The 14,030-nt window shown below is 44.7% G+C and carries 15 protein-coding genes; 4 read left to right on the top strand and 11 right to left on the bottom strand.

The window, feature by feature from the left end; genetic code table 11:
* Positions 1–37: 37 nt before the first annotated feature.
* From MSG93_RS08305 to MSG93_RS08280, 6 genes are all read right to left on the bottom strand, one after another.
* The gene (locus tag MSG93_RS08305; protein ID WP_324621345.1) at positions 38–1,996 is read right to left on the bottom strand and encodes an acetyl/propionyl/methylcrotonyl-CoA carboxylase subunit alpha; all 1,959 of its coding nucleotides are present in this window, start codon (positions 1,994–1,996) and stop codon (positions 38–40) included.
* 63 nt (positions 1,997–2,059) lie between these two features.
* On the bottom strand, positions 2,060–2,890 hold the full coding sequence (locus MSG93_RS08300; RefSeq protein ID WP_324621344.1) for an enoyl-CoA hydratase/isomerase family protein: 831 nt from the start codon (positions 2,888–2,890) through the stop codon (positions 2,060–2,062).
* Between the two features lie 10 nt (positions 2,891–2,900).
* Positions 2,901–4,061 carry an acyl-CoA dehydrogenase family protein gene (locus MSG93_RS08295; protein ID WP_324621343.1) on the bottom strand — a complete coding sequence of 387 codons (1,161 nt, stop codon included), beginning with the start codon at positions 4,059–4,061 and terminating at the stop codon, positions 2,901–2,903.
* Positions 4,062–4,167: 106 nt separating this feature from the next.
* Positions 4,168–5,781 (bottom strand): acyl-CoA carboxylase subunit beta, encoded by a 1,614-nt coding sequence (locus MSG93_RS08290; protein ID WP_324621342.1) that lies wholly within the window; start codon positions 5,779–5,781, stop codon positions 4,168–4,170.
* 2 nt (positions 5,782–5,783) lie between these two features.
* Positions 5,784–6,659: an SDR family oxidoreductase gene (locus MSG93_RS08285; RefSeq protein WP_324621341.1), complete on the bottom strand. Its 876-nt coding sequence runs from the start codon at positions 6,657–6,659 to the stop codon at positions 5,784–5,786.
* 10 nt (positions 6,660–6,669) lie between these two features.
* Entirely contained in the window at positions 6,670–8,478 is a 1,809-nt protein-coding gene (locus tag MSG93_RS08280) for an acyclic terpene utilization AtuA family protein (RefSeq protein WP_324621340.1), read from the bottom strand.
* 195 nt (positions 8,479–8,673) lie between these two features.
* Between MSG93_RS08280 and MSG93_RS08275 the strand changes: the two genes are divergently transcribed.
* The 4 genes from MSG93_RS08275 to MSG93_RS08260 all read left to right on the top strand — a co-directional run bounded on the left by MSG93_RS08275 (position 8,674) and on the right by MSG93_RS08260 (position 10,667).
* Entirely contained in the window at positions 8,674–9,273 is a 600-nt protein-coding gene (locus MSG93_RS08275; RefSeq protein WP_324621339.1) for a TetR/AcrR family transcriptional regulator, read from the top strand.
* An 11-nt stretch (positions 9,274–9,284) separates the two neighbouring features.
* Positions 9,285–9,668, top strand: coding sequence for a DUF2750 domain-containing protein (locus MSG93_RS08270; protein ID WP_324621338.1), 384 nt, complete (start codon positions 9,285–9,287; stop codon positions 9,666–9,668).
* Positions 9,669–9,689: 21 nt separating this feature from the next.
* On the top strand, positions 9,690–10,199 hold the full coding sequence (locus MSG93_RS08265) for a GNAT family N-acetyltransferase (protein ID WP_202740818.1): 510 nt from the start codon (positions 9,690–9,692) through the stop codon (positions 10,197–10,199).
* 63 nt (positions 10,200–10,262) lie between these two features.
* On the top strand, positions 10,263–10,667 hold the full coding sequence (locus MSG93_RS08260) for a hypothetical protein (protein WP_324621337.1): 405 nt from the start codon (positions 10,263–10,265) through the stop codon (positions 10,665–10,667).
* A gap of 16 nt (positions 10,668–10,683) precedes the next feature.
* Here the strand turns inward: MSG93_RS08260 and MSG93_RS08255 are convergent, their stop codons facing one another.
* The 5 genes from MSG93_RS08255 to MSG93_RS08235 form a co-directional block, all read right to left on the bottom strand.
* Positions 10,684–11,847, bottom strand: coding sequence for an acyl-CoA dehydrogenase family protein (locus MSG93_RS08255; protein ID WP_324621336.1), 1,164 nt, complete (start codon positions 11,845–11,847; stop codon positions 10,684–10,686).
* A gap of 133 nt (positions 11,848–11,980) precedes the next feature.
* Entirely contained in the window at positions 11,981–12,544 is a 564-nt protein-coding gene (locus tag MSG93_RS08250; RefSeq protein WP_324621335.1) for a DUF4256 domain-containing protein, read from the bottom strand.
* A 22-nt stretch (positions 12,545–12,566) separates the two neighbouring features.
* Entirely contained in the window at positions 12,567–12,914 is a 348-nt protein-coding gene (locus MSG93_RS08245) for a GFA family protein (RefSeq protein ID WP_324621334.1), read from the bottom strand.
* An 88-nt stretch (positions 12,915–13,002) separates the two neighbouring features.
* Positions 13,003–13,395, bottom strand: coding sequence for a DUF2007 domain-containing protein (locus MSG93_RS08240; protein WP_199949612.1), 393 nt, complete (start codon positions 13,393–13,395; stop codon positions 13,003–13,005).
* A 72-nt stretch (positions 13,396–13,467) separates the two neighbouring features.
* Positions 13,468–13,809, bottom strand: coding sequence for a hypothetical protein (locus MSG93_RS08235; protein WP_324621333.1), 342 nt, complete (start codon positions 13,807–13,809; stop codon positions 13,468–13,470).
* Positions 13,810–14,030: the final 221 nt, after the last annotated feature.

Raw genomic sequence — 14,030 nt, 5'->3', positions numbered from 1 at the left:
CGCTGGCTAGTCGCAAGGGTTCAATCAAGCCATAAAATCAAAGCAAAGCAATATTTAATAGTTGCTGACGTTTTTTCACCTGTTGGCCGACCTGACCAATCAATTCCTCTACCACCCCATCGACATCCGATTTGATCTGTTGCTGAATTTTCATGGCTTCAAGTACCAATAAGGTTTGCCCTTTCACCACCTGATCCCCCATATTAACCAGCAGATTCACAATCGCCCCATCCATTGGCGCACGGATTTTGCCATCTCCCACCACTTCTGCTGCTTCAGGTGCGGCATAGGTGATATTTTCAAGCATGACATTACCATTGCCTGCGTCCAGATACAGCTGATCTTGATCAAACACATAGGCCAGCTTACGGCGAACACCGTCACAGCTATAAATAATCTCCTCCCTATTGATCCTTACAATCTGGAGGATTGCCTGTTGATCACACAACTCGACTTTGAGCTGCTGCTGATCATGTTGCACATGCAGCAAGATCTGCTGATCGGCATATTTCAGTTTCAGTGGAAATGGCAAGGCAACGCCTGTTTGCCAAGCCACTTGCTGCTGATTTTGCTGGCTAAACAGGGCGGCTGCGACGGCTAAGGTTTCAAGCGTCAGGCTTTGTTGATGCAGACTCACATCATCCTGAAAATGTTGCTGAATAAAAGCAGTATTGGTGTCTCCCGCTACAATAATCGGATGACGTAATAAATTGCTCAGGAATTGTTTATTACTATTCACCCCCAGCAATACACAATCATCCACAGCACGGGCGAGTAAACGGATGGCATCCTGACGGGTCTTCCCGTAAGCAATTACTTTCGCCACCATCGGATCATAAAAGGGACTAATTTCACCCTGCTCTAACATGCCATGGTCAATACGCACATTCGGTATCATCCCATCGCTACCTGCGGGTTGCCAACGAAGCACTTTCCCTGTTTGTGGCAAGAAATCCTGTCGTGGATCTTCGGCATATAAACGAACTTCTATGGCATGCCCGTTTAAGCTCAACTCATGTTGCTGTAAAGGCAGAGTTTCGCCATTCGCCACACGCAACTGCCATTCCACCAGATCCAGTCCGGTAATCATTTCCGTCACCGGATGCTCAACTTGCAGACGCGTGTTCATTTCCAAGAAATAGAATTCACCCGATTGATCAAGTAGAAACTCGACCGTACCAGCGCCGACATAATCACAGGCCTTGGCTGCGGCCACTGCCGCCTCCCCCATTTGCTGACGAAGCTCAGGTGTCATCACCGGACAAGGGGCCTCTTCCACCACCTTTTGATGACGGCGTTGAATCGAACAGTCCCGTTCAAACAAGTACACATAATTGCCATGCATATCACCAAAGATCTGTATTTCGACGTGCCTTGGTGCAATCACGGCTTTTTCCAGAATTAACTCGCCAGAACCAAAGGCATTTTCTGCCTCCGACCGCGCTGTTTTTAAGGCTTCCACGATATCAGCAGCCTGCTGGACCAGACGCATGCCTCGTCCACCCCCACCTGCCGATGCCTTTACCATCAAAGGATAACCAATCGACTCAGCCTGCTCAGCCAGATAATCGATATCCTGCTGATCGCCTTCATAGCCCGGTACACACGGCACGCCTGCCTGAATCATGGCTATTTTCGAAAGACGCTTGCTGCCCATCAGCTCGATTGCAGCCGCAGTTGGCCCAATAAAAGTGATGCCATGCTCAAGACAGGCTTGGGCAAAATCAGTATTTTCAGACAAAAACCCATAGCCCGGATGTACCGCATCTGCTCCGGTTTTTTGGCAGGCGGCAATAATCTGGGCAATAGATAAATAAGATTCGGAAACTTTGGATGCGCCGATATAAACCGCTTCATCCGCTACCTGCACATGACGGGCATTGGCATCGGCATCTGAATAGACCGCAACCGTTTGATAACCCATTGCTTTGGCAGTTTGCATCACCCGTACAGCAATTTCACCACGGTTTGCCACTAAGACTTTTGAAAAACTCATTGTTTCATCTCTACGATTCAATCCCCTCATTGCTGCTGTTCAAACAGCAGTTGAGGACGATTTCTAGTCAAACCAACTCGGATTACGCTTTTGGATAAAAGCCATGGTGCCTTCCTGTCCTTCGGCACCCGCAACTGCATCTGCAAACTGTTGTGCTGCATCATCCAGAAGCTGATCTAAAGGTTCATTCAGGGTTCGGTGTAATAACGCTTTGGTCGCACGGGAAGCCAGAGGCGCAGCACGTTTAATCTGTTGAATGGTCTGTTCAAGCTGCTGTTCCAGTTCCGTTTCATTCGATGCCACCTGATGAACAACACCTAAATCCAGCGCGGTCTTGCCATCAAAGCGTAAACCTAATAATGCCAAACGGCGGGCTTGAGTTAGTCCAATCCGTTTCACCACAAAAGGCGCAATCTGCGCGGGCAAAATCCCCAAGCCTGTTTCAGGCAAACCAAACTGGGCAGTATCACGGCTGATGGCAATATCTGACACACAGGCTAAGCCGAAGCCGCCACCCAGCACTGCACCTTCCAGCACAGCAACAACAGTTTGAGCAGCCTGATCCACTTGCTCAATCATGGCACCGAAACGGCGATTAAAATCGACATAAGGTTGTAAGCTACCGCTATTGGCAACTTCAACCCGCAGCCCTGCCATATCCTTGATATCGCCTCCGGCACAGAAATGCCCGCCTTGACCGCGAAAAATAACCGCACGAATCGAGACATCATCGGCAATCTGGCTAAACACCTGCTGAATGGCGGTGACCATCTTCAAACTCATGGCATTACGGCTTTCAGGACGATTCAGCCATACGATTAAAATACTGCCTTGCTGTTCCAGCTGAATGCTGTCATCTATCTCTAAGCCTGCAATAGAAGTTGAAAGTGTCATACGTCAGCCCCTAGTTTTTCTGTTTCTTCGGCAGAATGTCAGTGAGCTTGCAGATAATTCCGAGCATGATCTCGTCTGCACCGCCGCCAATCGAACCTAAGCGCCCATCACGGAACAATTGTGATGCCGGGTTATCCCACATAAAGCCATTCCCGCCCCAATATTGCAGGCAACTATCCGCCACCTCACGGCTTAATCGTCCCGCTTTCAGCTTCGCCATTGACGCCATCAAAGTCACATCCTCACCCGCAACATGTTGTTCACAGGCTTGCAGCGTTAAAGCTTTTAGTGCTGCAACTTCGGTCATCAATTCAGCAAAACGGAAATGAACATACTGGTTATGAATTAAAGGCTGACCAAACGTGGTTCGTTCTCTGGTGTAATCAATGGTTTGCTGAATGACTTTTTCCATCCCCCCCACTGCATTGATACAGGCCCACATGCGCTCTTCCTGAAACTGCATCATTTGCATCATGAAGCCCATGCCTTCAACCCCAACCAAGTTGCGTTGCGGTACACGCACATTGTCGAAGTAGACTTGTGCGGTGGTGGTTGAACGCATTCCTAATTTATTCAAGGGTTCTGAAAAGCTAATTCCGGGAGTCTTGGCTGGGACAATGATCATGGACTTATTAACATGGGGTTTATCATCAGAAGTATTCGCCAATAGACAAAAGAAATCGGCTTGCAATGAGTTGGTGATCCACATCTTGCTGCCGTTAATGACATAATCATCGCCATCCTTTTTGGCTATGGTTTTTATCGCTGCCACGTCAGAACCCGCATGCACTTCGGATACCGCAATCGACGCCACATATTCACCACGAATGGCAGGATTCAAAAACTCATCGCGGAGTTCCTTACTGCCAAAACGTGCCAGTGCAGGTGTAGCCATATCGGTTTGTACACCAATCGCTAGGGGCACACCACCACACGCAGCACGACCTAATTCTTCTGCTACTACAAGGTTATAAGAATAATCAAGACCCAAGCCGCCATTTTCCTCTGGCTTGCAAATTCCCAATAAGCCCAGATCCCCCATTTTCTTAAATACCTCATGAATCGGAAAACGCCCCGCTTCTTCCCATTCCGGAATAAATGGATTCAGCTCATTTTCAACAAACTGGCGTGTGGTACGGCGTAAGGCTTCATGTTCTGCGGTAAATTTCATTGTTTTTGTTCCTTAAAATTGTTTCTCCCTCTCCCTAACCCTCTCCCCAGATGGGAGAGGGAATCCCTTCTCCCTCAGGGAGAAGGCTAGGATGAGGGTGTTAAAACTAAAATCTCGATACACCAAATCGTGTTGGATTTAACTCACGTTGTTGTGCTTCAAAAATGGTTTGTAATAAAAAGATCAGGACCTTACGGGTGTCTCTTGGGTCGATGATGCCATCGTCATGCAGCATGGCCGTATTGAATAACGCCGTCGACTGCTGTTCCAGTTTCATTGCTGTACTTTGTTCCAGAAAATCCAGCATCTGCGGATTCGGTTCCATTCCTGAAGCTTTCTGTTTGCCCTCAGCCACAATCCGTAAGACTTTGCCTGCTTGCGCTGCACCCATCACCGCCACATGTGAGTTTGGCCATGCAAAGATAAATTGCGGCGATAAACTACGGCCACACATGGCATAGTTACCCGCACCATAAGAGCCTGCTACCACAATCGAAATCTTGGGTACGGTTGCATTAGCCACCGCCTGAATCAGCTTGGAACCATGTTTAATAATGCCGTTCTGCTCGGCATCGGTTCCGACCATAAAACCGGTGGTGTTATGCAGGAATAAAAGTGGGCGTTGGGTTTGCTCACACAGATGAATAAATTGAGCTGCTTTAGCCGCACCTTGCGGTGTAATCGGACCATTATTGGTAATAATGCCGATATGTAGCCCGCCCACTTTGGCCCAACCACAAACAGTTAAGGCATCATATTCCTGCTTGAATTCCAGAAAATCTGAATCATCAATAATCCGCGCAATGATTTCTTTCATATCAAAGGGTTGCTTTGGATCTTGCGGAATAATGCCTAACAGCTCTTCAGCAGCATAACGCGGTTCTTTATAATTCTGAGTGGATTGCGCGGTCTGTTCTTTCCAGTTGAGGTGCTCGAAAATCTCACGCGCCAAACGAATACCATCTGCATCGTTTTCAGCCAGATATTCTGCGACACCTGACACTTGGGTATGCATTTCTGCCCCACCCAGTTCTTCCGCAGTCGCCACTTCACCTGTTGCCGCCAATAACAGTGGTGGGCCTGCCAACAGCATTTCTGTTTGCTTGCGGACCGCAATCACATAGTCAGACAAACCCGGCTGATAGGCACCACCCGCAGTTGCATTGCCATGTACCACCGCCACTTGTGGAATCCCTGCCGCAGATAAACGTGCCTGATTGGCAAAGGTCATACCACCATATGTAAATACCTCCGCCGCATAATTCAGGTTTGCGCCACCACTTTCGGTCAAGGTGACCATCGGCAATTTTTGTTCTAAGGCGATCTTTTGCAGGCGTAGGGTTTTATGCACGCCCATGGGTGACATGGTGCCACCTTTGATGGCACTGTTACTTGCAGACACCAGCGCACGTACCCCACTGACAAAACCGATGCCTGCAATCACACCACCGCCTGCTTCGGAACCATCTTTATCGTCATGCATGTTGTAGCCAACCAGACCACATAACTCGACAAAAGGTGAGTCTGCATCTAACAGCAACCGGATCCGTTCATGCGGCAAGATTTTACCTTTCTTATCGAACTTAGGTTTTGCTGCATAGGACTTATCAATACTTTTTTGCTGCACCGCACGCACTTCAGCCAACTGCGCTAATAATGCCTCCCGATTTTGCTGGTATTGTTCGCTACCTACTGCAATCTCAGATTGGAGAATACTCATGTTTATTCTCCATCTGTTTTGAATATGTCAGGAATAAACGCACGATGGAAACCGTTAAAGGCGTCATTGTTGGTCGCATCAGCCAATGGATACATGCGTGTGCCTTGTGACGCTGCCCCATCAATACGCAGGGTAACACCTGATACAAAAGCCGCTGCATCAGAAAGTAGATAACAAATCGCCGAGGAAATTTCTGATTCTGTGCCCATCCGTTTTAATGGAACATTGCTCGCTAAACTTGGAATGATCACTTTGGCAAAATCGCCACTATAGTTGTCCATACCCGAAGAAATAATCCAGCCCGGTGCAACTGCATTAACCCGTACCCCAGATTTGCCCCATTCCACTGAAGCCGTTTTAGTGAGGTTATCCACCCCTGAACGTGCTGCACCTGAATGTCCCATGCCTGGCATACCGCCCCACATATCTGCAGTCATATTCACGATGCTGCCGCCATGCTGTACCATCCACTGATTATAGGCTTCACGCATCAGGTAAAAGGTGGAATGCAGGTTATTACGGACCACGGCATCAAAACCATTGGCTGAAATATTCTCTAATGCAGAAGGAAATTGTCCACCTGCATTATTGACCAATCCATCCAGCTTGCCAAATTTTTCAATAACTTCGGCAATCATGTTTTTAACCTGTTCTTCATCGCGGTTATCACAGACAATGAAATGCACTTTGCCACCATCTTCCAGAATTTCCTGGCTGACTTTTTCCAGCTTTTCAATTTTTCGACCGGTAATGATGACCTGTGCACCTAAGGATGCCAATTCATGTGCAGTACAACGGCCAATACCAGAACCTCCACCCGTCACAATAATGACTTTGTCAGCAAATGCATCTGCCCTGAAAATTGATTGATAACCCATGTTTACATCCTTAATATTTTTCTAACAGTTGTGCAGGCACTTTCACCGGCATATCCAATAATTGCTGTGCAAACGCCTTACCTTGTGGATCAATCCGCAAGCTGGCGATTCCCCCGCCCCCCAATGCATTTTCCAGCATGAAATTCAGCGCATGCATCTCAGGTAATTCATAACGAATCACTTTTGATTTTTCAGGATCTAAAACATGCTGCATATATGCGGCAACATTGGCCTCGGTCAGAGCTGCACGAATCCACGGTAAATATTCAGCCTTGCGCGCAATCACCCCAATATTGCTGTGATTGCCCTTATCACCACTACGTGCATGTGCCAACGCAACCAAAGGGACTTCAACCTCACCGCCTTGATAACTTGCCACTTCACCGACGGGATGTAGCTTGACCTCTGCTACCTTTTGCCCAACAGGAACCTGAACCGGATAACGCTGCCCCGCAAAGTCGACTTCAACTTTTAATTGATCTTTATCAATCAGGAATGAAAATAATTTCACCACTGCTGAGGCTTTCGGACGGCCGCCGACAATTCCTGCCAATGCAGGTGCCATCCCTGTTGAAGCTTGGGCAATTTCCGAGGCAAAGAACATACAAGCTTCTTTAAACAGATGTTTGACCGCGATCTTCACCACCACTTCACGGCTATTTTGGATTCGGGTATGTGCGCCATAGGTACTTTCAATGCCAAGAATCTCAACCGACTTTTCACTAAAAGGGGGAACTGAACGCAGTGCCAAAACGCGTTCACATTTATTCAGAATGGCATCTGCAATCACTTGGGCTTTTTCTGGTGCTTCACGACCCGCAATTAAGAAACTGACCATGACCCGATAACCATCGGCATAGGTCGCACTGACTTTATATTGCTGAGTTGGTGCCTGACCTGTTGCGCCAGTCACCTTGACTCGATGTTCGCCCACCTGTTCTAAATGTACTTGGCTAAAATCAGCGCTTACATCAGGTAAAAGATAGGCTTGCGGATTGCCTATTTCGTAAACGATCTGCTCTGCTACAGTCGCAGTTGAAACGAGGCCTCCGGTCCCTTTCGGCTTGGTCACAATAAATGAAGCATCAGCACTGACTTCAACAATCGGGAAGCCCATGTTGTCAAAGCCCTCAACCAGACGCCAGTCAGTAAAGTTTCCACCTGTACACTGTGCGCCGCATTCAATCACATGCCCAGCCAGTGAACCTTGCGCCAGCTTGTCATAATCATGCAGTGACCATTTATATTCGTGTAACAAAGGCGCCAGTACGACTGCTGAATCGACCACCCGGCCCGTGATCACAATATCCGCACCCAAGTCCAAGGCATCGCGAATCGCAACAGCACCGAGATAGGCGTTGCTACTGGCAACCTGTGCAGGTAACGCATCGCCATTAAACATTTCCTGAATATTTTGTTTTGATAATTCTGCATGCTTTGGCAATACATCATCACCGAGCACCACTGCAACTTTTAAATCCAAGCCTTTTTCATCAATGATTTTCTGTAAGGCATCACGACAAGCCAGTGGGTTTACCCCGCCTGCATTGCTGATCACTTTTATTTTTTTCTCGGCAATTTTATGGATCAGTGGTGACATCACGCGACTGACAAAATCCAGCGCATAGCCATGACTTGAGTCCATCATCATTGCCTTGGCCATAATCGACATGGTAATTTCAGACAGATAGTCAAACACCAAATAATCAATATCACTCAAATGCACCAACTGAAAGGCAGCAGTGTTGGTATCGCCCCAGAATCCTGATGCACACCCGATTTTGACTAGCCTCTGGTCATCCTGTTTGACAGTTGTCATGCGCTTTCTCATTGTTATTGCTAAAAACGCCTTAACATTACCAAGCAAGTGCTTGGTTTGTAAAGTACATAATGCTATGCTGTATTGGCAAAAAACGACAAACTCAAGCAACTGCTTGTTATAAAAAGATAAGACAAAACATCGAATGAATTTTGTTACAATACACTTTAGCTTGAACAGGATAGACGGATAGGCATGATCGCAACTTCAATTGAGCAAATTCCCAAGATTGTTTGCTTTGACGATAGTCCACGTGGACGTTTACTGCAAGGTGCTGCCTATCTGTTTTATAAGCAAGGTTATGACAAAACCACAGTTCGTCAACTTGGTGAATTTATTGGCATTCAATCAGGTAGCCTGTTCCATCATTTTAAAAGCAAGGATGAAATTCTGGCGACGGTGATGGAACAAACCATTATCTATAACTTCGCCCGTTTAAAAGAAGCCGCTGAACGCTCAAGTGATCCTGAACAACAATTACATCATTTGATCAAAGCTGAATTACTGTCGATTGCTGGTGATACCGGAGCGGCGATGGCCGTCTTGGTACATGAATGGTTTGCCCTTTCTAAAGAGAAGCAAGATTACCTGCTGAAAATGCGCAATGAATATGAGCAGATTTGGCTAGATGTGATTGAAAAATTACGTGCTCAGGGCAAAGTCAAACATGATGCTTTTATCTGGCGTCGTTTGCTGGGTGGCTCGATTTCCTGGACCGTAACCTGGTACAAACCTGAAGGTAAAGTCAAAATTGATGAGTTGACTGAAATGGTTTGGGAAATGGCGGTGAAATAATGAGTTATCGCATGCATCCTAAACAAATTGAAAATATATTTTCTTTGACACCTAAACAACGTTATGAGCATTTTGTTTCAAAAGTATGTGACTGGGAAGAACTCTGGATATTAGAAGATAAACATGCAAATTATCTTATCGTTACGCCCCAAGAAAATTTAGAATACTTACCTATATGGCCACATGCCGACTACGCGGCCTCGTTCCGTGAAGTTTATCCTTCTTTCACACCAACTAAAGTCGATCTCAATACTTTTATCGAAAAATGGTTACAGACTCTAAATGATGATGGTATAAAAATTGGAGTTCTACCAAATTTAGATATTTCTGTTTGGATTATAGATCCATTCGACTTAAAAGAAGAATTAGAAAATGAGTTAAAGCAATACGAATAAGCCAAATATAGAAAGAAGAGAATGTCGCATATTTATTTACGTAAGCCCTTACTCAGTGATTTAGCCGAAATCAAACAGGCTTACCAGAGTAGTATTCAACTGCATCGGCCATGGACCTATCCACCTGCTAATTTTGAACACTACCTCGCGCAAGAACACCGTTATTTTGTCTGCTTGAAAGAGAATCATGCCATTGTCGGCACTTTTAACATTTCCAATATCGTTCGAGGTCACTTCCATTCTGCTTACTTGGGTTATGAAGCCTTTTACCCTTATGCAGGACAAGGCTATATGCGACAAGGGCTACAACTGGTTTTACAAGAAGCATTTCAAACACTGAATTTACATCGATTAGAAGCCAATATCCAACCCGATAATCTGCCCTCTATTCGTCTTGTATCACATGCAGGTTTTGTCAAAGAAGGCTTCTCCCGCCAATATCTGCGAGTCGGTGGAAAAGAATGGAAAGACCATGAACGTTGGGCAATTTTAAATAGCGATTGGACAGATCAAAAATATCAAGCCTTTTAATTATTGAAATATCGGCCCCATAACGATAAAAATAAACTGATGCCAATTCTTTAAGCGAAATATATGCAACGTATCATCACGATTCTTCTTTCCAGCCTAATACTGGGTTGTACAGATGATAGAGTGACAACCAAATTTACAGATTTGCAGCATGCGAAAGCTGAACATGCATTTGAACGTGGTTGGCTGCCTCCTATTTTACCACCGAGTACAAAAAATATTATTGAAATAAATGACCTAGACCTAAATAGAGGCCATGGTTCTTTTACCTTTTCACCCACAGATCTCAATTATTTTAGCGCTCAAAGTGCCATCCCAATCAAAATAAATAATGCGACTCAAGGTAAAAAGAAAGAAATGCAGGAACAGGGATTTCAATTTTTAGTCTACGCTCAGGATTCATCACTTTGGTATATCGCAGTTCATCCAGAGGGAAAAGGAGCTTATTGGGTTGAACCCATACGATAAGCTCCTAGAGATCAGTTTAATACCCCAATTGCTTACTGATTAAATCCTTCATAATTTCTTCTGCACCACCGCCAATCATATTGACCTTTACTTCACGATAGATTCGTTCAGACTTGGTACCACGCATAAAGCCCATGCCTCCGAGAGTCTGCACCGCCGCATCGGCACAGAATTGCATGGTTTGAGTGGCAACATTCTTCAACATACAAATCTGGGCAATCAGTTCACTGCCTTGCAATTCAGGCTTGCCCAAGCGATAAGCAGTGTCCTCGAGTAAAGCACGGGTTGCGGTCAATCGAGTTGCCATATCTACCAGCTTATGACGCATGACCTGATGATCAACTAGACGCTTGCCAAAAGTGTGGCGTTGCTGTGCCCAATCCAATGCCTCTTCATAGCAGGTCAGGGCAAAACCATAACTACTGGCAGCAAGGAAAAAACGCTCCATATTGAAGTTATTCATAATCACCAGAAAGCCCATATTTTCTGGACCCAATAAATGGCTAACAGGCACTTTGACATTGTCAAAATGCAAATGCGCGGTATCGGATGCCCACCATCCCATTTTATCCAGTTTGGTTTTAGTGATTCCCTCACTATGCGCATCAATCAGCAGCATGGATATACCGTTTGCCCCTTTCGCATTTGGATCAGTACGAACTGCCACCGAGTAATAATCTGCTCGCATCCCCGAAGTGATAAAGGTTTTTTCACCACTGACCAGAAAATAATCACCGTCACGTACAGCCCTGGTTTTGAGGGAAGCGACATCTGAACCACCGCCTGGCTCAGTAATTGCCAGTGCCGAGATTTTTTCACCCGATAAAATCTGAGGCAGCACTTCAGCTTTCACCGCTTCATTTGCAAAGTGCTGAATCGGAGGCGCACCAATGGTATGCGACAGTAAAGAAGCACTAAGACCACCCGACGCGCATTTTGCCAGCTCAATCGAAGCTAACAGCGTATAAAATGCATCTGTCCCTGCAATCCCGCCATATTGCTCTTCAAACCCTAATCCCAATAAACCAATATCTGCGGCCTTCTTATATAGCTCTCGCGGAAAAGTTTCATTCTCATCCCATTCATTCACAAAAGGCGAAATCTCCTTCTCAACAAAGCGTCGAATACTCTTGGCAAATTCCAGATGCTGCTCGTTATAGTACAAAGGATTAAGGTGCATATTCTGCTTCCTAGCAATTATTGATCATTGTTTATTGAATGAGCACTAAAGTAGCAAAACCAGAAAAACCAAGCAAGCGCTTGGCAAAATTAAAAGTTAAAAAATAGGTCAAAACCTGTGATAAAGCACAAAACTATATTTTTAATCGGCCTCGAAATCCACGCGTCGCATAATAAGATTGAGCACCATTATGATACGTAAAAACCCGACCATAACGACTATCACAGAAAATTGCGCCACCTAAAGCTCTTACATCCTCTGGCGTTTTTACCCAACTCGAGGTTTTTAGATCAAAATGTTCCATTGCCTGTAACTGCCTATATTGCTCTTCTGTGAGTAATTCAACTCCCATGGCTTCGGCCACATCGATCGCATTATTATCGGGTTTATGTTCCTTACGTGCGTCTAAAGCGGCACGGTCATAACACAGGCTTCTACGCCCTTTCGGCGTTTCTACGGCACAATCATAAAAGACAATTTCTGGTGACTTTGCATCTAATACAATGATGTCTGGCTCTCCACCCGTTTCTTCCATTTGATGGAGTGACCATAATTTTTCTGGCTGCTGCTGTAATTGATCTTCAATATCGGCCCAATTCAGTTCCTTGTGACGATGCATATTTTGTTCAAAACGTTTCTTTAATATTTCAAATAGTGCTACGACTTGTTCAAGATCTAACTTTTTATTCTTGGTCATTTTTATACTCTAGATTTTATGGCTATACCGAACGGCCATCAAAGTGATTGATCTTGATACTTTCCAGTTCCAGATCATCAATACAACGCACATTGATTGCACATATGGTATTCCCTTGAGGATCTACACCGATTGCATAGGGGTGAATACCACAGACCTTACAGAAATGATGCTCGATCACATGCTTATTGAATTGATAAGTTGCCTGAGCATCGTCTTCCACAGTAATCTCAATTTCACTCTGAGGTAAAAACCAGAGTAAAGAACCTTTTTTCTGGCAAATTGAACAGTTACAAGACAATGCTTCAGTGAGTTCACCCTGCGCAATGAAAGTTAATTTTCCACAATGACAACTTCCTTTATATTGCATCTTTTTTTCCTTTTTGATTTTTATCTATTTTTACAGGATGCCGTGTATAAGTTCAAATCTGGTTCTGTTAATCAATGCTTATGTAAGCTTAACTCCAGAAATGTTGGCATTGTTGACACTTGGTTCCATGTTTATACGAGAATAACGGGAAACCAAGTAATAAGAAAACCAGATAAGCAGGCCGTTTTCCTTCCGTATAAGGCTTTATATCTGTGCTTCCGCATTGAGGACAACGCTCACTTAAACCAAACTCTTGTTCTAATTCCTGGCTAAAGTCTTGCGCCAGTAACGCTTGTGCTTGTTCTAAATAACGGTCAGGAACCAATAACCGAACCCCACCCAATGCATTGGAATAAAGCCAGTCCATGTTAATGGTATGTTCATTTTCAATACGGGCAGGAATACCAGCAGCTTCAAGTTGCGTTTTGGCAATTTGGGCTTCATAAGGAAAAGAATACGTTTCAGCGACCACCCATTTCATAGGAATATCTAAATAGCATAAATATAAATTCTAAGCTCAATTCATCTCGGTACACAATGCGTAAATTTGTTGTTATATATTTTGGCCATGAAACTTTTCCCATGCGATCGACTCCAAGTCGCCAGTCAGTTCATTGGATTGTTCATCCAATAGCTTATACATGATTTGATATTGACCAATTGTTGCACTACCATCAAGACCTAGCAAAACCGTATACAACGCATCAGTTAGAGCTTCTGAAACAATTTTTTTAGTTAAATGAATCTGTTCATGATTCATACCAGATTTTTCTAATAGACCGATTCGTGATATTTCAGAATCAACAGTAAAGTAACTCTGGATCAGATCATCTCTTAAAAGTTTAAATTCTTCGACGAATTCTTCTGAAGTCATAGCAAGGTGATTATTGATCATTTAAATTTCATCCTTTTTTTATTTTGATTCAACCTATAAAACAATAACATACTCTTCAAGAGATGCTATTCAATGTATTTTTCTCTACGCCAATAAAAAACACCCCCAACCGTTAGGTTGGGGGTGTTTCGTATTTAAAAGCTGGCGATGACTTACTCTCACATGGCAAGTGCCACACTACCATCAGCGCTAAGAGGTTTCACTTCTGAGTTCGGGAAGGG

The sequence above is a fragment of the Acinetobacter sp. IK40 genome, from assembly GCF_035615075.1.
GTDB lineage: Bacteria > Pseudomonadota > Gammaproteobacteria > Pseudomonadales > Moraxellaceae > Acinetobacter > Acinetobacter courvalinii.
The sequence above is the reverse complement of the archived record's forward strand: the minus strand, read 5'-3'. Positions and strand labels throughout refer to the sequence as shown.